Origin of the sequence: Nitratireductor sp. XY-223 (assembly GCF_004959855.1) — a bacterium.
Classification (GTDB): domain Bacteria; phylum Pseudomonadota; class Alphaproteobacteria; order Rhizobiales; family Rhizobiaceae; genus Hoeflea_A.
On the sequence record NZ_SPNT01000001.1, the window covers coordinates 1,247,235 to 1,267,233 of the forward strand.

At 63.0% G+C, this 19,999-nt stretch carries 19 protein-coding genes; 12 read left to right on the plus strand and 7 right to left on the minus strand.

Annotated features, from left to right (window positions below):
• Positions 1–7: 7 nt before the first annotated feature.
• The 8 genes from paaC to E4M07_RS05690 all read left to right on the plus strand — a co-directional run bounded on the left by paaC (position 8) and on the right by E4M07_RS05690 (position 8,355).
• The gene (gene paaC, locus E4M07_RS05655; protein ID WP_136657281.1) at positions 8–766 is read left to right on the plus strand and encodes a 1,2-phenylacetyl-CoA epoxidase subunit PaaC; all 759 of its coding nucleotides are present in this window, start codon (positions 8–10) and stop codon (positions 764–766) included.
• A 7-nt stretch (positions 767–773) separates the two neighbouring features.
• Positions 774–1,295 carry a 1,2-phenylacetyl-CoA epoxidase subunit PaaD gene (gene paaD, locus E4M07_RS05660; protein ID WP_136657282.1) on the plus strand — a complete coding sequence of 174 codons (522 nt, stop codon included), beginning with the start codon at positions 774–776 and terminating at the stop codon, positions 1,293–1,295.
• A 10-nt stretch (positions 1,296–1,305) separates the two neighbouring features.
• Positions 1,306–2,388 (plus strand): 1,2-phenylacetyl-CoA epoxidase subunit PaaE, encoded by a 1,083-nt coding sequence (paaE, locus tag E4M07_RS05665; protein ID WP_136657283.1) that lies wholly within the window; start codon positions 1,306–1,308, stop codon positions 2,386–2,388.
• Between the two features lie 71 nt (positions 2,389–2,459).
• Positions 2,460–3,635 carry an MFS transporter gene (locus tag E4M07_RS05670; RefSeq protein ID WP_136657284.1) on the plus strand — a complete coding sequence of 392 codons (1,176 nt, stop codon included), beginning with the start codon at positions 2,460–2,462 and terminating at the stop codon, positions 3,633–3,635.
• 135 nt (positions 3,636–3,770) lie between these two features.
• On the plus strand, positions 3,771–4,763 hold the full coding sequence (locus E4M07_RS05675) for a BMP family protein (RefSeq protein ID WP_206057175.1): 993 nt from the start codon (positions 3,771–3,773) through the stop codon (positions 4,761–4,763).
• 63 nt (positions 4,764–4,826) lie between these two features.
• A complete protein-coding gene (locus E4M07_RS05680; RefSeq protein ID WP_136657286.1) occupies positions 4,827–6,344 on the plus strand; it encodes an ABC transporter ATP-binding protein in 1,518 nt (505 codons plus the stop codon).
• Positions 6,341–7,414: an ABC transporter permease gene (locus tag E4M07_RS05685; protein ID WP_136657287.1), complete on the plus strand. Its 1,074-nt coding sequence runs from the start codon at positions 6,341–6,343 to the stop codon at positions 7,412–7,414. Before E4M07_RS05680 ends, E4M07_RS05685 begins: the two co-directional genes overlap by 4 nt.
• Positions 7,414–8,355, plus strand: coding sequence for an ABC transporter permease (locus tag E4M07_RS05690; protein ID WP_136657288.1), 942 nt, complete (start codon positions 7,414–7,416; stop codon positions 8,353–8,355). Before E4M07_RS05685 ends, E4M07_RS05690 begins: the two co-directional genes overlap by 1 nt.
• Here the strand turns inward: E4M07_RS05690 and glp are convergent.
• The 5 genes from glp to E4M07_RS05715 are packed head-to-tail and all read right to left on the minus strand — an operon-like array spanning position 8,339 to position 13,819.
• Entirely contained in the window at positions 8,339–9,574 is a 1,236-nt protein-coding gene (glp, locus tag E4M07_RS05695) for a gephyrin-like molybdotransferase Glp (RefSeq protein WP_136657289.1), read from the minus strand. The genes E4M07_RS05690 and glp overlap by 17 nt on opposite strands.
• A complete protein-coding gene (gene moaC, locus E4M07_RS05700) occupies positions 9,574–10,071 on the minus strand; it encodes a cyclic pyranopterin monophosphate synthase MoaC (protein ID WP_136657290.1) in 498 nt (165 codons plus the stop codon). The genes glp and moaC overlap by 1 nt, the downstream gene beginning before the upstream one ends.
• Positions 10,072–10,082: 11 nt before the next feature.
• Positions 10,083–10,880 (minus strand): indole-3-glycerol phosphate synthase TrpC, encoded by a 798-nt coding sequence (trpC, locus tag E4M07_RS05705; protein ID WP_136657291.1) that lies wholly within the window; start codon positions 10,878–10,880, stop codon positions 10,083–10,085.
• On the minus strand, positions 10,877–11,908 hold the full coding sequence (trpD, locus tag E4M07_RS05710; RefSeq protein ID WP_136657292.1) for an anthranilate phosphoribosyltransferase: 1,032 nt from the start codon (positions 11,906–11,908) through the stop codon (positions 10,877–10,879). The genes trpC and trpD overlap by 4 nt, the downstream gene beginning before the upstream one ends.
• Positions 11,909–11,926: 18 nt before the next feature.
• Positions 11,927–13,819 (minus strand): SurA N-terminal domain-containing protein, encoded by a 1,893-nt coding sequence (locus tag E4M07_RS05715; protein ID WP_136657293.1) that lies wholly within the window; start codon positions 13,817–13,819, stop codon positions 11,927–11,929.
• 218 nt (positions 13,820–14,037) lie between these two features.
• Here E4M07_RS05715 and tpiA point away from each other — a divergent pair, with 218 nt between their 5' ends.
• From tpiA to E4M07_RS05735, 4 genes are all read left to right on the plus strand, one after another.
• Positions 14,038–14,796: a triose-phosphate isomerase gene (gene tpiA, locus E4M07_RS05720; RefSeq protein ID WP_136657294.1), complete on the plus strand. Its 759-nt coding sequence runs from the start codon at positions 14,038–14,040 to the stop codon at positions 14,794–14,796.
• A 149-nt stretch (positions 14,797–14,945) separates the two neighbouring features.
• Entirely contained in the window at positions 14,946–15,341 is a 396-nt protein-coding gene (gene secG, locus E4M07_RS05725; RefSeq protein WP_136657295.1) for a preprotein translocase subunit SecG, read from the plus strand.
• 172 nt (positions 15,342–15,513) lie between these two features.
• Positions 15,514–17,142, plus strand: coding sequence for a CTP synthase (locus E4M07_RS05730; protein WP_136657296.1), 1,629 nt, complete (start codon positions 15,514–15,516; stop codon positions 17,140–17,142).
• Between the two features lie 119 nt (positions 17,143–17,261).
• A complete protein-coding gene (locus tag E4M07_RS05735) occupies positions 17,262–17,555 on the plus strand; it encodes a GYD domain-containing protein (RefSeq protein WP_136657297.1) in 294 nt (97 codons plus the stop codon).
• Positions 17,556–17,560: 5 nt separating this feature from the next.
• On the opposite strand, the gene E4M07_RS05740 is transcribed toward E4M07_RS05735, so the two are convergent.
• Positions 17,561–18,613 (minus strand): SO2930 family diheme c-type cytochrome, encoded by a 1,053-nt coding sequence (locus tag E4M07_RS05740; protein WP_136657298.1) that lies wholly within the window; start codon positions 18,611–18,613, stop codon positions 17,561–17,563.
• Positions 18,614–18,639: 26 nt separating this feature from the next.
• A complete protein-coding gene (locus E4M07_RS05745; protein WP_206057176.1) occupies positions 18,640–19,878 on the minus strand; it encodes a parallel beta-helix domain-containing protein in 1,239 nt (412 codons plus the stop codon).
• Positions 19,879–19,999 lie beyond the last annotated feature (121 nt).

The window sequence follows — 19,999 nt, forward strand, 5'->3', positions numbered from 1 at the left end:
GGCGACAATGGCCAAGGGGAACATACTCTTTACCTATCTGCTCCGGCTGGCGGACGACCACCTGATCCTCAGCCAGCGTCTCGGAGAATGGGCCGGGCATGCGCCGACCCTCGAGGAGGACCTGGCGCTGACCAATATCGCGCTCGACCTCATCGGGCAGGCGCGCTCGCTCTACAGCTATGCCGGCGCCGTCGAAGGGCAGGGGCGCGACGAGGACCAGCTCGCCTTCACGCGACCGGAGCGCGATTATGTCAACGCGCTGATCGTCGAACAGCCGAATGGTGACTTCGCCCACACGATCGTGCGCCAGTTCTTCATCGCAGCCTTCATGGTTCCGTTCTGGCGCGAGATGGAAAAATCCGGCGACGATCAACTGGCCGCCATCGCGGCGAAAGCCAGCAAGGAGGTCGCCTATCACCTTCGCCACGCGTCCGAATGGGTGGTGCGCCTCGGCGACGGCACCGATGAAAGCCATGCGCGCATGGTCGAGGCTCTGGAAGACCTGGTCATGTATACCGGCGAGCTTTTCGAGAAGGACCCGGTGACGGATGCGGCGATCGAGGCGGGCTTTGCCGTCGACGTTTCCGCGCTCGAGGACGAGTGGCGGCAGACGGTCGAGCAGGTGCTTGGCGAGGCGATGCTGGCGCTGCCGGAAGTCGGTTATATGCAGACCGGCGGCCGCGACGGCATCCACAGCGAGCATCTCGGTCATATCCTGAGCGAACTGCAATATATGCAGCGCACCTATCCCGGGCTGACGTGGTGACGGTGTGATGGCAGAGGTCGTCGAACTAGGCAAACGCAGCGACACCAAGGTTCGCGAAGCGGCATGGGCAGCGGCGGCTGCCGTTCCCGATCCGGAAATACCGGTCGTCACCGTTGCCGATCTCGGAATCCTGCGGTCGGTCGACATCGACGCGGATGGTGCCGTCGTCGCGCGTGTCACGCCGACTTATTCGGGCTGCCCGGCGACCCGGATGATCGAGCAGATGGTGCTGGAAGCGCTTCAAAATGCGGGTTTCGGGGATGTGCGCGTCGAATCCGTTCTCAGCCCTGCATGGACCACCGACTGGATCAGCAATGAGGGCAGGGAGAAGCTGAGGCAGTTCGGCATCGCCCCTCCGCAAAAGACCTCCAACTCCAAGCGGGCGCTGTTCGGCGAGACGGTCGTAAATTGCCCGCGATGCGGCTCCGCCGAGACCGAGCGCGTCAGCGAGTTCGGCTCGACGCCGTGCAAGGCGCTTTACCGGTGCAAGGCGTGCAAGGAACCGTTCGACTATTTCAAATGCCTTTGAGGGATAAGACATGGCCCGATTTCATTCACTGAAGATCGCCGATGTGCGCCGCGAGACACCGGACGCCGTGTCGATCGCCTTTGATGTGCCGGAGGATGCGAAAGATGCGTTCGCGTTCGTTCCGGGGCAGTATCTGACGCTCCGGACGGATGTCGGCGGCGAACCGGTGCAGCGGACCTATTCGATCTGCAGCGGCCTCGATGAGGGCGAACTGCGCGTCGCCATCAAGCGGGTGGAGGACGGCGTCTTCTCCAACTATGCCAACGACAATCTCGAAGCCGGGATGGAAGTGGACGTCATGGGGCCGCAGGGCCGCTTCACGGCGCAGCCGACGGCCGGTGCACGCAACCACTATGTCGCCTTTACCGCCGGATCGGGAGTGACGCCGATCTTCTCGATCGTCAAGACGATCCTGACGCGCGAGCCGAACAGCACCTTCACCATGTTCTACGGCAATCGCGACCGCGCCTCGGTCATCTTCCGCGAGCAGCTCGAAGACCTGAAGGACCGGTTCCTGGAGCGCTTCACGCTGATCCACATCCTGAGTCGCGAGGGCCAGGACGTCGACCTGTTGCATGGCCGGCTGGATGCGGAACGCATCGAGAAATTCGCGGAAACCGGCCTGTTCGACGTGGACTCGGTCGCCAATTTCTTCCTGTGCGGCCCCGGCGACATGATCGAGACCAGCCGCGCAAGCCTGGAGAAGCTTGGCGTTCCAGCCGAGCGGATCCGCTTCGAGCTGTTCACGCCGGCCGAGGGCAGCCCGCCGCCGAAACCCAAATCGCAAAAGGCACGGGAAGCCGCCGAGAAGGGCGTTGCCATCGAGACCGTTCTCGACGGCGCCTCGCGCGGCTTCGTGATGGGCGCGCAGGACGACAATGTCGTCGATGCGGCCCACCGGCACGGCATCGAGCTGCCGTTCTCCTGCAAGGGCGGCATGTGCTGCACCTGCCGCTGCCGGCTGAAGGAAGGCGAGGTCGAGATGGCCGCCAACTATTCGCTCGAACCGTGGGAACTGGAAGCCGGCTTCGTGCTCGCCTGCCAGTCGCGCCCGCTGACCGACAAGGTAGTGCTCGACTTCGACGAGGTCTGAATTCAGCCGCATCTGGACCAAAAAACCAAAACCTATTCAGTTCGCTCCCCGTTCGCGCTAAACGCTGGCGCATGAACGGGCAAGACAGCACACGATTCGGACTGGTTTTTCTGCTCTGGGCGGCCGGGCTGTGCGCGGCGGCCCAGTTCGCCAAGGTTGCCGTCGTCTTTCCGACACTTCAGGCGCAGTATCCCGGGGCCGGCACCGAGATCGGCTTCCTTGTCTCGGTCATCAGCTTCATCGGGATCCTTCTTGGAACGTCGGCCGGCATGGTCATTGCCCGCGTCGGTTTCAGGCGCCTGCTTTTATGGGCGCTCCTGCTCGGCGCAGTCATGTCCGCCTATCAGGCGACGCTGCCGCCGTTCTGGATGATGCTCGCCAGCCGGTTCGTCGAGGGCATATCCCATCTCATCATCGTCGTGGCGGCTCCGACCTTGATCGCTCAGATCAGTGCCGTGAGGCACCGTCCCTACACGCTGACCCTGTGGGGCACTTTTTTCGGCGTCGCCTTTTCGCTGGTCGCATGGCTGGGCATTCCGCTGGTCTCGATCCACGGACTGCACATGATCTTCATCGCCCATGCCGCCGTAACAGCCGTTGTTCTTGTGCTGCTTTATTTTCTGCTTCCGTCAGTCCTGCCGGACGATGCCGACAGGACACTGCCGGGCATTGTCCAGGTGCTCCGGCAGCATGCCGTGATTTACAAATCCGCCAGCATGTCTGCGCCGGCGCTTGGATGGCTTTTCTATACGTTCAGTTTCGTATCGCTTCTGACCCTGCTGCCGGATACGGTCCCGAGCGAAAGCAGGTCCTTTGTCGCTGCGACCATGCCGCTTGCCAGCATTGTCAGTTCGATGATCGTCGGCATGGCGCTGCTGCGCTTCACCAGTGCAATCAATGTCGTCATCACAGGATTTTCAGCGGCGTTGGTCATCGCGGTCGGACTTTGGCTCAATCCCGGGAGCGTGTCGTTGTGCGTCCTTTTGTTTGCTGCGCTGGGTCTTGTGCAAGGGGCCAGCTTCGCGGCCGTTCCGCAACTCAACGGAACACCGGACACGCAGGCCATGGCCAATGGTGCTTTGGCGCAGATGGGCAACCTGGGCAACACGTGCGGAACGCCCGTGACGCTCGCCATTCTCGTTTCGCGCGGCTATGGCGGAATGATGCTGGCGATCGTGTTTTGTTATGTCCTTGGAATTTCAGTCCATTATCTGCTGAGTCGAAAACGCCGGGCCGCAAGCGCCTGAAGTGGCAATCGCACGATTTGATGGCGCATCCGTACTGCTGGACCGGGCGATTCAGTGGCCTGTGGGCAATCGAATTCAAATTTTTGACTTTTTGATAAAATTATGGAACTCTTTTTACGGCAGGGAGGAAACAATATGACATCAGCATTGAGTGTAACGCGCAGAGCAGTTCTGCATTTCGTCGGGCTCGCGGCCCTGGTTCTCAGCACCGGATTTGCCGCCGCACAGGACATAAAAGTGGCCGCGATCTATACGTTGCCGGTGGAGCAGCAATGGATCAGCCGCATCCACAAGGCGCTGAACGCTGCAGCCGAGCGCGGTGACATCGAGTACGTGTTCTCCGAAAACGTCGCCAACACGGACTATGAGCGCGTGATGCGCGAATATGCCGAACAGGGCCAGAACCTGATCGTCGGCGAGGTCTTCGGTCTCGAGCGCGCGGCACGCAAGGTCGCCAAGGACTATCCCGATACCGCGTTTCTGATGGGATCCTCCTTCGGCCCGGTGGCTCCGAACTTCGCGGTGTTCGACAACTGGATCCACGAACCGTCCTATCTTTCGGGCATGATCGCCGGCTCGGCGACCGAATCGAATGTCATCGGCATGGTGGGCGGCTATGCCATCCCGGAAGTGAACCGGTTGATGAACGCCTTCATGGACGGGGCGCGCGCGGTCAACCCGGACGTCAAGTTCATCGTCAATTTCATCGATAGCTGGTACGACCCGCCGAAGGCCAAGGAAAGCGCCTTCGCGATGATGGATGCCGGGGCCGACATCATGTATGCCGAGCGCTTCGGCGTGTCGGACGCGGCGGTCGAGCGCGGGGTCAAGGCGGTCGGCAACGTGATCGACACGTCAGGCGACTATCCGGGCACGATCCTGGCATCGGCGCTCTGGCACATGGAGCCGACCATCGACAAGGCGATCGCCAATGTGAAGTCTGGCAACTTCGAGGCTTCCGATTACGGCCAGTACAGCTTTATGGGCCACGGTGGCGGCTCGCTGGTGCTCGACGAGGGGCTGGTTCCGGCGGAAGTCGTGACCGCCACGCGGGCCAAGGAGGCCGAGATCATGGACGGGCTCTTCCGCGTCGACGTCAATGACGCGCGTCCCGTCTCCGACAACTAGGCCGTTCCTCGGGCCGTGCATGTGACACGGCCCGTTCCGTTTCTCTTGCAGAAATAGACAAACATGGCTTCCGAGAAAGTCCTGTCGCTGAACGGGCTGAGCAAACGGTTCGGCTCGATTGTCGCCAACAAGGATGTCAACCTCAGCCTCCACAGGGGCGAAGTGCTGGCGCTGCTTGGCGAAAACGGCGCCGGCAAAACGACCCTGATGAACATGCTGTTCGGCCACTACCTTCCGGACGAAGGCAGTGTCGAGGTGGCCGACGAGGGCGGCACTTTGCAGCCTTTGCCGCTCGGCCAGCCGCAGGCGGCGATCGCCGCCGGCGTCGGCATGGTGCACCAGCACTTCACGCTGGCGGAGAACCTGAACGCGCTAGACAACATCGTCTTGGGCTCCGAAGACCTCAGGGCGTTTCGGCGAAATCGCGCCGCCGCCCGCGGCAAGATCAGCGATATCATGAAGCGCAGCGGCCTCACGGCCCCGCTGGATGTGCCTGTCGGCCGGCTGTCGGTCGGCGAACGCCAGCGCGTGGAGATCCTCAAGGCGCTTTACCGCGACGTGCGCATCCTCGTTCTGGACGAGCCGACCGCGGTGCTGACGCCGCAGGAGGCGGACACGCTGTTCGAGAACATCGGCGCCATGGCGCGCGATGGGCTTTCGGTCATCTTCATTTCGCACAAGCTGCGGGAGGTCCTGGCATTTTCGCACCGGATCGCGGTTCTGCGGCACGGCGTCAACGTCGGCGAGATAGCGACGGCCGATGCCGACGAGCGCACCATTGCGCGCATGATGGTCGGCGCCGATACCGAACGTGCGGAGCGCAGCGCCATGGAGCCGGGCGCGCCGGTGCTGTCGCTGCGCGATATCCGGGTGCCGGGGCGGTCTGAGCGCGATACGCTGGACATTCCCGAACTGGAGGTGCGCAGCCACGAGATCGTCGGTATCGCCGGTGTCTCGGGCAACGGGCAGGCGGCGCTTGCCGGCGTGATCTCCGGAACAGTGCAGCCGCAGTCGGGAACGATTGCGATCGGCGGCGATGCGGTGCGCGAATGCAGCCCCACGACCATGATTCACCTGGGTGTCGGACGCATTCCGGAGGACCGTCATCACGACGGCATCGTCGGATCGATGAGTGTTGCCGAGAACATGGTCATCGAGCGGCTTGACGATCAGGAGGTGCAGAAGAACGGCCTCCTGAGGCGCGAGGCCATCGCGCGCAATGCGGAGCGCCTCGCTGAAGCCTACGATGTGCGCGGTCCGGGTATCCAGGCGCCGGCGCGGCTTCTGTCCGGCGGCAACATCCAGAAACTGATCCTCGCGCGTGTTTTCGAAGAGGCTCCGAAACTGATACTGGCCAACCAGCCGACGCGCGGGCTCGACATGGGCGCCGCTGCGGAGGTTGCCCGCAGGCTATTGGATGCCCGCTCGCGCGGCGCCGGGATCATCCTGATCTCGGAAGATCTGGACGAGGTTCTCGGCCTTGCCGACCGCATCCTCGTCATCCATGACGGCAAGCTCGGCGCCGCCCATGCGCGGGACCGCGAAACGATCGGCCTGATGATGGCGGGGGAAATGGCATGATCCGCATCGAACCCAGGCAGGCGACCAGCCATTGCCTGAAATATGGCGTTCCGGTTGTTTCGGCGATTGTCGCGCTGGCCCTCGCGGCCATACCGCTGGCGCTTGCGGGCGCCAATATCGCGACAGCCTATCGCGAGATGTTCAGCGGCGTCTTCGGTTCGGTGTTTGCGTTCTCGGAAATGCTGACGCGCGCAACGCCGCTGATCTTCACCGGGCTGGCCGCGGCCATCGCCTTTCGCGCCAGGCTCTGGAACATCGGCGCGGAAGGACAGCTTTACCTCGGCGCGATGGCGGCCGTCGCGGTCGGGACGGGTTTCCTCGATGTTCCCGGATTCATTCTGCTGCCGCTGATCATCATCTGCGGCGCCGCTGCCGGGGCCGCCGGCATGGCCGTGCCGACCTTTCTGAGAACCCGTTTCGGTGCCGATGAGGTTGTCACCACGCTGCTGCTGAACTTCATCATCCTGATTTTCCTGCAGATGATGCTGGAGGGGCCGATCAAGGACCCGATGGGACTCGGCTGGCCCCAGAGCCCGCCGATCCTCGATCAGGGCATGCTTCCGCCGTTGATCGACAGGATGCGCGTGCATTCAGGACTGGTGCTCGCCATCGTCGCCGCGATCATTGCGCAATTCCTGCTGGTTCGGTCCGTCTGGGGTTTCCGGCTTAGGGCGGTCGGCGAGAATGCCAGCGCGGCAAGGCACGCAGGCATCGGGGTCAACCGGTTGCTTTTCAGCGTCGCCATCGTTTCCGGTGCGCTCGCCGGCCTGGCCGGTGTCGGGGAAGTCGCGGGGCTGAAGGGGTACCTTACGGCGGATCTGTCGCCCGGCTTCGGTTACACCGGGATAGTGGTTGCCATGCTGGCCGGGCTGTCGCCCGCCGGTGTTGTCGTCTCCGCACTGTTCATTGCGTCGGTCTTCGTGGGCGCGGACAGCATGAGCCGCGCCATGGGCGTCTCGTCCTACCTGGCCGATCTGGTCGTTTCAATGTCCCTGCTGTGCGTTCTCGTCGGCGGGTTCTTCGCGCGGTTCCGCATCGTGCGGACGCGTGCGGCAGCGGGAGGCGCCTGATGGATATTCTGCAGATCGTGCTGACCGAATCCTTCTGGGCGGCGAGCCTGCGCATCGCCACGCCGCTGATATTCGGCGTTCTCGGCGCCCTGATTTGCGAGCGGGCCGGTGTGCTCAACCTCGGCATCGAGGGCATATTCGTCGCCGGCGCGATGTCCGGCTGGATGGCCGTATGGCTTGGTGCGGGGCTTTGGGGCGGAGTGCTCGTGGCGGCGCTAGCGGGCGGCCTCTTCGGCCTCGTCCATGCCATATTGACCGTTCCCCTGGGGCTGTCCCAGCATGTCTCGGGGCTTGGCGTGACCCTCTTCGCGACCTCCGTCAGCTATTTTGCCTACCGCACGGCGCTGCCCAATGTGTCGTCGCCGCCGCGCATCGAGCCGTTTCGTCCGCTGGATGTCCCGGTGCTGTCGGATCTTCCGTTCCTGGGGCCGGTTCTGTTCCAGCAGACCGCGCTGACCTGGCTTGCGCTGCTGATGGTCGTGCTCGTGTGGTATGTGCTCAACCGCACGCCGCTCGGCGTTGCGATCAAGGCGGTGGGCGACAATCCGAGCAGCGTCGATGCACAGGGGCTCTCGGTCTACGGCCTGCGGATAGGTGCGATCGTCGCCGGCTCGGCGCTCATGGCACTGGGCGGCGCCTTCCTGACGATGTCCGCATTCGACGCCTTTTTCTTCGGCATGATCAACGGGCGCGGCTGGATCTGCATCGCGCTGGTGATCTTTGCCAACTGGCGTCCCGGCAAGGCGCTCATCGGGGCGCTGTTGTTCGGCGCGTTCGACGCGCTTCAGGTCCGTCTGCAGACGGAGGTGGGCGCGCTGGTGCCGTCGCAGGTCTTCCTGATGATGCCCTACATCCTGTCGATTATCGCACTGGTCATCGCGGCCCGCGGCGCGGATTATCCGCGTGCCCTGCTGCAGCCATGGTTCAAGGGGCAGCGCTGACCGCCGTTTCGCGCAGCACGTAAATCCGGCACGGGTCTCCGGCCTTTGCCGCCGCTGCGTGAGGCGCGCGAATGACCAGGCAGTCGGATTCGGCGAATATGCGGGTCATGGAGGAATCCTGCTTCTCGAAGGGCGTCGCGACGAGCGTTCCGTCGCCGCGGCGTTCGAGGCTGGCACGCAGATAATCCTGTCTCCGGTCGTTCGGGCCGACGTCGCGGCCAAGCACCGCATCGCAGTGCGGGTCTGCTTCCGTCAATCCGGACAGCCGTGCAATCAGCGGGCGAAGGAACAGGTGGCTGCACACCAGGCTCGAGACCGGGTTGCCGGGCAGGCCGAGCACATGCAGGCCGCCGAGCTTTCCGTACATCAGCGGCTTGCCGGGCCGCATCGCAATGCGCCAGAAATCGAGTTCCATGCCGCGCGCCACCAGCGCCGCCTGGACGAGGTCGTGCTTGCCGACGGATGCACCGCCGAGTGTGACAAGCACATCCGCTTTTTCGGCGATCGCGCGCTCGATCGCGGATTCGATCACGTCCTGACGGTCCTCGGCGATGCCGAGATCGACGACCGTCGCACCGTCGGCCTCGGCAATGGCGCGGACGCCAAACCCGTTCGAGGCGATGATCTGGTCCATGCCCGGCCGGCCCCCCGGCGCGACCAGTTCGTCGCCCGTCGCGAGGATGGCGATGTGCGGCCGCCGATTGACCGGCAGTTCGGGTAAGTTCATCGCGGCGGCAACGGTGATGCGTCCGGCATCGAGCAACTGGCCGGCGCAAAGCACTGTGTCGCCGCGCGCGAAATCGAGCCCCTCGGGGCGGATGTAATTTCCGGGCGGAACCGCGGCACCGATCCTGACGGTCCGGTCGTCGAGGCGCTCCGTGTCCTCCTGGATGACGATCGCATCGGCGCCTTCCGGCACGGGTGCGCCGGTGAAGATGCGGACCGCCTGGCCGGCACCGATCCTGCCGGAATACCCGTGCCCGGCCGGCGCCTCTCCAATGATCTCGAGTTCGACCGGCGGCGCAGCCGTATCGGCGGACCGGACGGCATAGCCGTCCATTGCGGAAGCGGGAAAGGGGGGCTGGGACCGGATCGCCGCCACGTCCTCGGCAAGGTGCCGGCCGATGGCCGCCCCGAGCGGCACCTGTTCCGTGTCGTCGATCGCGCTGACTTCGGCAAGGATGCGCTTGCGTGCCTCGTCGACCGGCAGCAGTTCCATCAGGTGTCGTCCCCGCCGCGCCGCCAGGTGCCGGATTTGCCGCCGGTCTTGGAGAGCAGCCGGATGCCGGTGATTTCCATGGCTTTGTCGACGGCCTTTGCCATGTCGTAGACGGTCAGGCAGGCGACCGAAACAGCCGTCAACGCTTCCATCTCGACACCGGTCTTGCCCGACAGCGTCGCCGTCGCTTCCACCCGCAGGCCCGGAAGGTCCGGGGCCTCGGAGATATCGACCGAAACCTTTGAGAGCATGAGCGGGTGGCACAGCGGGATAAGGTCGGACGTCCTTTTGGCACCCATGATGCCGGCGAGCCTTGCAACGCCGATGACGTCGCCTTTCTTGGCGTCGCCGTCGCGGATCAGCTTGAGCGTCTCCGGTGCCATTCTCACATAGCCCTCGGCCACCGCTGTGCGCTTGGTGTCGGCCTTGGCCCCGACATCGACCATGTTGGCCGCGCCGTCTTCGCCGATATGGGTCAGTTTGCCGTCATTTGACATCGCAAATGCCCTCAGCCCGCACCGGTGAGGAGCCGGCGCGTCGCTACTTCCACATCGTCCTGACGCATCAGGCTCTCGCCGACCAGGAAAGAGGTGATGCCGGAACGTGCCAGCCGCTGGCAGTCCTCATGCGTGAAGATACCGCTTTCGCCGACCAGCAACCGGTCGTCCGGCACCATGCCGGCTAGCCGCTCGCTGGTCTCCAGGCTGACTTCGAAAGTGCGCAGGTTTCGGTTGTTGACGCCAAGCAGCCGCGATTGCAGCCGCAGGGCCCGTTCCATTTCGGCCTCGTCATGCACTTCGATCAGCGCATCCATGCCGAGTTCGAACGCGGTATCCTCAAGCGCCCGCGCATCGTCGTCGCTGAGCGACGCCATGATGATCAATATGGCGTCGGCGCCCCAGGACCGCGCTTCGAAGACCTGGTAGGGCTCGAACATGAAATCCTTGCGCAGGGCAGGCAGGTGCGTCTCGCCCCGCGCGTCCGTCAGAAACTCCGGCGCGCCCTGAAAGGACGGGCTGTCGGTCAGGACCGAAAGGCACGTCGCGCCGCCCGCCTCGTAGGCCCGCGCCAGCGAGGGCGGATCGAAATCAGCGCGGATCAGACCTTTTGACGGGCTGGCCTTCTTGATTTCGGCGATAAGGCCGTAGCCATTTGCGTTGCCTTTTTGCTGCAGCGCTTTCAGGAAGCCGCGCGGCGGTTCGACATCTGCAATGCGATCCCTGAGTTCGACGAGCGGCGCCACATGCTTGGCGGCGGCGATCTCCTCCCGCTTGTAGGCCTCGATTTTCTGCAGGATGTCGGTCATTCTTCGGGTGCTTTTGCGTGCGCATTGGACGTCTTCACCAGCGCGTCGAGTGCCGCTTTCGCAGCGCCTGTGTCAATCGCCGCGGCGGCTTTCACGATCCCTTCCGGAATGTCTTCGGCCAGGCCGCCGATGACCAGCGACGCGGCCGTGTTCAACAGGACGATGTCACGATAGGGGCCCTTGGTTCCCTGAAGAACATCGGTGAGCGCTGCAGCGTTGTGCTCGGCGTTGCCGCCCTTGAGGCGGTCGATTGTCACACGCTCCAGGCCGAACTCGTCCGGCGTGATTTCGAACTTGCGGATTTTGCCGTTTTCCAGCGCAACCACGTTGGTCGTGCCGGTGGTGGTCATTTCGTCGAGGCCGTCGCCATGCACGACCCAGACGGTCTCCGATCCGAGGTCCCGCAGCACTTCCGCAAGCGGCTCGGTCCAGCGCGCGTCGAACACGCCGAGAAGCTGCTTCTTGACGCTGGCCGGGTTGGAAAGCGGTCCGAGGAGGTTGAAGATCGTGCGGGTTCCGAGTTCGACGCGCGCCGGACCAACGTGGCGCATCGCCGAGTGGTGCCCGGGCGCGAACATGAACCCGATCCCGGCCTCGCGGATGCAGGCCTCTATGCCGCCGGGCTCGAGGTCGAGGTGGATGCCCAACGCCGTCAGCGTATCGGCGGCACCGGATTTCGACGTCAGGGCACGGTTGCCGTGCTTGGCAACGGTGAGCCCGGCGCCGGCGGCGACCAGGGCCGCACAGGTCGATACATTGTAGGATCCGGACGCATCGCCACCCGTGCCGACAATGTCGACAGCGTGGTCCGGCGCATCCACCCGCAGCATCTTGTCGCGCATGGTGGCCACGGCGCCGGTGATCTCGGCGACGCTCTCGCCACGCACGCGCAACGCCATCAGGAAACCGCCGATCTGCGCCGCCGTCGCTTCGCCCGACATCATGATGCCGAAGGCTTCCTGGGCTTCCTCGCGGGTCAGATGCCTGCCGCTGGCCGCAATGGCGATGTAGTCTTTGAGTTCGGACATCGCTTCTTCCCGCTCGCTCTAATAGTCGGTCAGCGCGAGTTCCGCGACACTCGGGTTGTAGGCGACACCGAATTCCTCCTGCATCATCCCGATGGCCTGAGTGAGCATGTCGTCGCCCATGCGCTGCGACAGGGCGGCATCGACACCCGGCGCGAGACCGGTCCCGCTGGAGGCGATCGGCGATGTCACCTGCGAGACCTTCATCAGGATCTTGGCGGTGCCGCTGGCGTCGTCGGCGACGGCGACAATGCCGTCCGGACCGGAAAATGCGGCACCGACGGCCGCCGATCCGATCACGGCGTCCTCATCGCGGCGCTTGAGGTCGTATTTTGTCTGCGTGACCAGGCCTTCATCCGCGGCCACCGCAGTCAGTTCCTCGCCGTCCTGAACGCGCTTCTGAAGCGCCGTCGCAAGCTTGCCGAGCGCCTCGGATTCCTCCTGGCGCCTCCAGTCCTCGAGCACGCGCTCGCGAACCTCGTCAAAACTCCGATCGCGCGCCGGCGTGATGTCCTTGACCTCGAACCACAGGAAACCTTCGCCGCCGAGATGCAGCGGCGCGGATTCGACGGCAATATCGGTGTCGAACGCCTCGGCCAAAAGATCCCGCGATTCGGGAAGGGTGCGCAGGATCGTGCCGTCCGGCGTACGCGCGGACCGGTCGACGGCGTCGATGGTGACCGGGTTCAGCCGCTGTTTCCGGGCGGCTTCCTCGAGCGTGTCGCCGCCGGCGCGGGCGTCCTCATAGGCGTCGTGGACATCGAACAGAATCGCCTCCGCCTCGGCCAGTGCCAGTTCGTCACGGATTTCGTCGCTGACTTCCTCGAAGCTCGCCGTGGTTTCCGGGCTGATTTTCGCGGCGCGAAGGATAACCGGACCGAATGCGCCCTCAACGACGCCGCTCGTTCCCCCTTCCTCGCTAATTGCAAAAGCTGCGTCCGCAATCGACGGATCGGGCATGGAATCGTGTTCGAAGGTGCCCAGCGCCACGTCGTTCAGCGTCTTTCCCTCGGACGCCACGATCTCGTCGAATGTCGCGCCGCCCGCCAGCTTGTCGGCCGCGGCATTGGCGGCGGCTTCATCTGAGAAACTCAGCTGTTCGATGGTCCTTGATTCGGGCGTCCGGTAGCGGTCGATGCGTGCCTCGTAATCCGCACGGACCGCATCGTCAGCGATCGTGGAGGGGTCCATGATGTCGGTGGCGCTCAGCGTGACGTATGCGATCTTGCGGTATTCCGGCGCCCTGTAGGATGATTTACGCTCGTCGAAATAAGCCCTCAGCACCTCGTCCGAGGGATCGGCAACTGGATCGATAATGTCCCGGTCGAGAACGATGTAGTCCACGGTTCGGGCCTCGTTGTCGAACTGGTAGACGGCCTTCAGGAGCGCGGCCGGCGCCTCGTAGCCATCGGAGATCGCTTCGACGATCTGCGTGCGTATGGCGGCGTTCTGCTGACTGAGGATATAATCTTCCTCCGTCATGTTGGCGTTGCGCAGCAGTGCCGCGAATGTCGTGCGGTCGAAACCACCGCCCACACCCTGGAACGCGGGGTCCTCGGCGATAAGCGATGCGAGCCGGTCCTCCGACAGGCCGAGATTCATCCGCCGCGACTGCTCGTCGAGCGCGGCGTTCATCGCAACCTGCACCAGCACCTGGTTCTCGATGCCCATGGCGCGCGCCTGCTCGCGGGTCAGCCGTTGCCCGAACTGGCGCGAGAGCGTCGCGATCTGCCGGTCATAGGCGAGGCGGAAGTCGCCGGGCGTCACGGTCGTGTCGCCAACGGTAACAACGGAACTGCCGACCCCTTGAAAAATCGTTCCGCTGATCCCCCAGACACCGAAAGACAGGACCAGGATCATAAGAAAGATCTTTACGACCCAGGATCTTGCACTGTTACGAAGAGCGTCGAGCATGAAGTCTCCCTGGAACCCGCCAGCGGGTCCGTTCGAACAAATCCTATGTTTGTCCGTGTTTTACGCATCGAATGCGGACGCCGCAAGGCTGAATGGCAGAGACCGTTACCGACCGCCACGCAACTCTTTTTGAAGTGCGCCTTCTTCGCGCGATTGATTTATCTGGCGGATTTGGTACGTCCCTTTTGTTTGACCGATGGACGTCGAGGGGAAGTTTCATGACACCTGGCATCAGACCACTTGTTGCGGGCAACTGGAAAATGAACGGCGATCGGGATTCCCTGCGCGAAATCACCGCTATTGCAGGCGGGATCGATGCAGCGTTGCGCGATAAGATCGACGCGCTGATCTGTCCCCCGTCAACATTGGTCTATCTGGCGGCGGCGGCCGTCCAAGACACCGGACTGGGTATCGGCGGACAGGATTGCCACTGGGCCGCCTCGGGCGCCCACACGGGAGACATTTCGGCGGCCATGCTGCGCAACGCCAATGCGTCCCACGTCATTGTCGGCCATTCCGAACGCCGGACCGACCACGGCGAAAGCAGCGCCGTTGTCAGGAAGAAGGCCGAAGCGGCCCAGGCCGAGGGGCTCACGGCCATCGTCTGCATCGGCGAGACGAAGGAACAGCGCGACGCGGGAAAGACGCTCGATGTCCTGAAGGAACAGCTCGAGGCTTCCGTGCCCGACGCCGCCACCGCTCAAAACACGGTGATCGCCTACGAGCCGGTGTGGGCCATCGGCACAGGCGTAACGCCCACGGCGGAAGACGTCGAGGAGGCGCATGCGTTTATGCGGCGGCAGCTGGAGGCCCGGTTCGGCGGCCACGGCGCGGGGATGCGGCTGCTTTACGGAGGCTCCGTAAAGCCCGGAAATGCGGGCGAGCTGATGGCGGTCCACAATGTCGATGGCGCGCTTGTTGGCGGCGCGAGCTTGAAAGCGGACGACTTCCTCGCCATTTGTGAGGCTTATAGGTAACGCGCGGCCGATTCATCACGCCGCGGGGCGGGCGAATTGGCGATAGGGGTTGGAATGCGTTCCAGCCTCGTGTACACAGCCGCGAATTTTGCAATTTGCTTGGGGCGAAACGAGAATGGCTCTCGCTCCAGACGCAGGAACGGTAATCCATGCAAACGGTTTTAATCGTTATACATCTCATGATCGTGGTCGCGCTTGTCGGAGTCGTGCTGCTGCAGCGCTCAGAGGGCGGGGCACTCGGTATCGGCGGCGGTTCGGGCGGCCTCATGTCGGCACGCGGCGCGGCCGATGCACTGACGCGTACGACCGGCATTCTCGCCGCTGCATTCTTCGCCACCTCCATCGCGCTCGGGATCTATGCCCGCTACGAATCGCGGCCGACAGACATTCTCGACCGTATCGAACAGACCGCGCCCAGCGGCGGACAGTCGGTTCTCGACCAGATCGGCGGATCGCCGACGACATCCGAAGACAGCGGAGCGGATAATATTCCGCAACCGGCCACGTCGGGCGGGGGCGAGACCCAGGTTCCGACCGGTCAGTAGGACCGTAATACGAATGAAAACCGGCGGCGTGAATGCGTCGCCGGTTTTTTACTGTGTGGCAGGCCTCCCGGCGGTGGATCGTTGCGCGCACGCACAAATATGTCGAAAAATACACCGGCACCACGTTTTGGGGCTGGCGGAATCAGTCACAACGCGGTAACGGAATAAGCCCATGGCGCGATATGTCTTCATCACTGGCGGCGTGGTTTCATCCTTGGGTAAAGGCATCGCAGCCGCCGCACTCGGCGCTTTACTGCAGGCGCGCGGGTACAGTGTACGCCTGCGCAAGCTGGATCCCTACCTCAACGTCGATCCCGGAACCATGAGCCCCTATCAGCACGGGGAAGTGTTCGTTACCGATGACGGCGCCGAGACGGACCTCGATCTCGGACATTACGAACGGTTTACGGGGCGGTCCGCGGTTCAGGCGGACAACATCACCACGGGTCGCATCTACAAGGACATCATCGACAAGGAGCGGCGGGGCGACTATCTGGGTGCGACGGTTCAGGTCATCCCGCATGTTACCAACGAAATCAAGGACTTCGTTCTTGACGGCAATGACGACTACGATTTCGTCCTGTGCGAGATCGGCGGCACGGTCGGCGATATCGAAGCCATGCCGTTCCTCGAGGCGATCCGGCAGCTGGGCAATGACCTGCCGCGCGGAAACGCGATCTATATCCACCTGACGCTGATGCCATGGATTCCGGCCGCTGGCGAGCTCAAAACCAAGCCGACGCAGCATTCGGTCAAGGAACTGCAGTCGATCGGCATCGCGCCCGACATTCTGCTGGTGCGTGCAGACCGTCCGATCCCGGAAGAGGAGAGGCGCAAGCTCTCGCTCTTCTGCAACGTACGTTCTTCGGCGGTCATCCAGGCGCTCGACGTCGACAACATCTACGACGTGCCGATTTCCTACCACCGCGAAGGTCTCGATGACGAGGTGCTTGCCGCCTTCGGCATCGAGCCGGCGCCTGCGCCGCGCATGGAGCGCTGGGAAGAGGTCGCCGAGCGCATCCGCACCCCGGAAGGCGAGGTGACCATTGCCATCGTCGGCAAGTATACCGGGCTCAAGGATGCCTATAAATCGTTGATCGAGGCGCTGCATCACGGCGGCATCGCCAATCACGTCAAGGTCAAGCTCGAATGGATCGAATCCGAGATCTTCGAGAAGGAGGAGCCGGCCCCGTGGCTTGAAAAGGTGCACGGTATCCTGGTTCCCGGCGGTTTCGGAGAGCGCGGGGCCGAGGGCAAGATCCTGGCCGCACGGTTCGCACGGGAACGCAAGGTTCCCTATTTCGGTATCTGTTTTGGCATGCAGATGGCGGTTCTGGACGCTGCCCGGTCGCTGGCCGGACTGGATGCTGCATCGTCCACCGAGTTCGGGGAGACCTCCGAGCCCGTCGTCGGCCTGATGACCGAATGGCTCAAGGGCAACATGCTGGAGAAACGGTCGAAGTCCGGTGATCTCGGTGGAACCATGCGGCTCGGCGCCTACAAGGCGCACCTGAAGGAAGGAACGCGCATCGCCGGCGTTTACGGTTCGACTGAAATTTCAGAACGGCACCGTCACCGCTACGAGGTCAACCACGAATATGTAGACGCCCTGGAAGAACACGGGCTCGTATTCTCCGGCATGTCGCCGGACGGGGTCCTGCCTGAGACCATCGAATATGCGGACCATCCCTGGTTCATTGGCGTGCAGTATCATCCCGAGCTGAAATCGCGACCGCTGGAGCCGCACCCGCTGTTCGCCTCCTTCATCGAGGCTGCGCTGGAACAATCGCGCCTGGTCTAGCGGCAGAAATCCTCAAAGTCACAATACCCGTTCCGCTTCTCAAAACTGCAACGGGCGATAGCAATCGGGACAAAATCAACGTGCCCGGGTACAATCTCCTCGGATGAAGGAGATGACCCATGGCTACATTCATATTGCTCGCCAATTGGACGAAAGAGGGTTTTCGCGACATCAAGGACTCGCCAATCCGTCTCGATGCCTTCAAGGCCGCCTGCAAGGAGCATGGCGGTGAAATCAAGGCCTATTACATGACCATGGGCCCCTACGATATGGTCATCATCGTCGAGGCCCCGGATGACGAGACCGTTGCCCGCCTGGCGCTTCAGGGCGGTGCACAGGGTCACACCCGCACCCTGACGCTCAAGGCATTCAGCGAGGACCAGTACCGCGCGATCGTCGATTCGCTGGAATAGCAGCGCTATTTCAGCCCGTTGATCCATGCTTCGAGCATTGTCACCGCTTCCTCGTGAACCAGCGTCCGCCCGAGTTCCGGCATCATGATTGCCGGATCGTTGCTGCGCATTCGGTAGATGAGGATGGAGCGGTCGGCGTCTCCGGGTTCGATACCGAATTCCAGCCCGCCCGATCCGCGCCCGGCGGCGACCGGGCGTTTGCGGTAACCCCAGGCGGTCCTGTCATCCTCCCAGGCGGTCAGGAACAGACCGGAATTGCTCGCCGGTCCTTCCTTGCGATGGCAATGGGCGCAATTGACATCGAGATAGCTTCGCGCGCGCTTGTCCAGCGGTTCGCTTTCATCGCGCCAATCCGCGGCGCGTGGCAGACCGCCGATGTCGGGCGCGCCCTTGAGCAGTTCCAGATCGACCCACATGCGCAACTGGTTCTTGACGGCCCCGGCGTAGCTGTAATCGTGGTTGAGGTTGCGTGCGTTCGGGCCGATCGGCGTGAGCTCCTTGTTGAGGGCATGACAGCCCTTGCACTGATTGGCGTTGGGAACCACGTAGTCGATCGCCAGTTCGGATCCGTCCCGGTGAGTGACCGAAACCGGCAGGCGCTTTCCGGCGATCCTGAGCCGCGCGTCGCTCATGTCCTCGTTCCAGACATAGGCCCAGGCTTTCCAGCCGGCGTCCTGGCGAATGAGGAGCCGCGTCTCGATCAACCGGATCTGCTCGTTCGGCTTCCGCAGATCCCCTGGGTAGGCGAATGTCTTGACGAGCGTCGTCCCGACGGGGAACGCAAAAGCCTCGCGCTCGCGGTATTCGGCGCTTTTTCCGCCGGGGATGTAAACGAAACGGTATTTGGACGCGTAGTCGGTGAAGAGCGGCGTCACCAGGTCGTAGGGCAGAACGCCAACATTCGGTATCTGATTTGCCGGATCGACAAACAGGCCGTAGGCGGAGAGCATGCGCGGCGGATTGGCGGCCATCAAGGCGGCGTCATTGACCTTGTCAGCCCGAGCGCTCGCCAAGGCCGTCAGCCAAAGCGCAATCCCCAACAAGGCGCTGACCTTCATGGCATGTTCCGTTCGCCGGTTTCTGACTATTGTACCTGCAATTGAGGCAGCGACACCATATCCGGCTCGGGCAAGGTGCCTTCATAGTCGGAAATGTCGCGATCCGGCGACGTCGACCACGGATAAAGCGTGTTCTGGATCATCCGCAGGTTGGCGAATGTGGTGCCGTCAGCCTCGTTGACATAAATGCGGTCGTCGCCGGATGTCCATGTGATCCACTCCGTCAGCGGAACGACGCCGTCCCAGACAATGTCGGGCACCGGGGTGCCCGTGACATCCGATATGATCTTGCCGACTTCCCCGTCCGGTTCGCCGCCGCCATCCCCATAGGAGTTGTCGCGGACGAGGACAGCCCGGGGATGCGGAACATAGGTATCGTCATCGAAGTCATTCGGGTAGGTGGCGATCAGGACGTGTACGGTGCCGTTGTTCTTCAGGACGTTGTCGAAGACGTGAACGTTCCTGTTCGCCATGACCATGATGCCGGTTCCCTTGGCGACCATTCCGACAATGTTGCCTGCCGGCGCGAAGTTGGGCGTGTCGTTGTCGATGACCTGGTTTTCGAAGACGCGGACGGAGTGCCCGCCCATGACGGGCAGGTTGGGCAGATCGAAGACCAGAATCCCGCCGGTGTTGTGCGTCACCGTGTTGCCGTAGACGTCGGCGTGTTTGCTGTTTTCGATCTCGATGCCGGCGACATTGTACGCGGCGGTCGAATTGCGCACGACGATGTTTTCAGACTGGCCGACATAGATGCCTGCGTCCGACGCGCCGCGGACCAGGCTGTCCTCGACAAGAACATTCTTCGATTCAACTGGATAGATGCCGTAGGCGCCGTTTTTCTCGTCGGGGCCGCCGGTCCACTCGACGCGGATCCGGCGGTAGCTTATCTGATCGGCACCCTTCGACTTGATGCCGTCACCCCTGGTATTCACCACGGCAAAGTCTTCTAGCGTCACGTTGTCAGATGTAATCAGAAAGCCTTCGCCCCCGGCCTTTTGATCCCCGAACGAGAGGACGGTCTTGTCCATGCCGGCGCCCCGGATTGTAACCCCCGGGACGTCGAGTGAGAGACCGTCCGAAAACTCGAACGTCCCCTCCGCCAGACTGATCATGCTGCCGGGTTCGGCAGTGATCAGCGCTTCCTGAAGCTCTTCCGCGGCATCGGGCCCAGGCACAATGGAAATGCTGCCTGCCGCGAAACCGGCGGTATTTAGGGCAAACAGGAGCGGCAAAGTGTAAAAAACACGATATTTGCTGCCCACTGTCTGCTCCTCCCCAGGAAACTATGGTGTAGTGTCGTAACATGAGATTCACGCATTGGCAATTAACATGAATATTATTCACATTTTTACGCGTGCCCGTTACGATCCCGCTAGTCGGGCG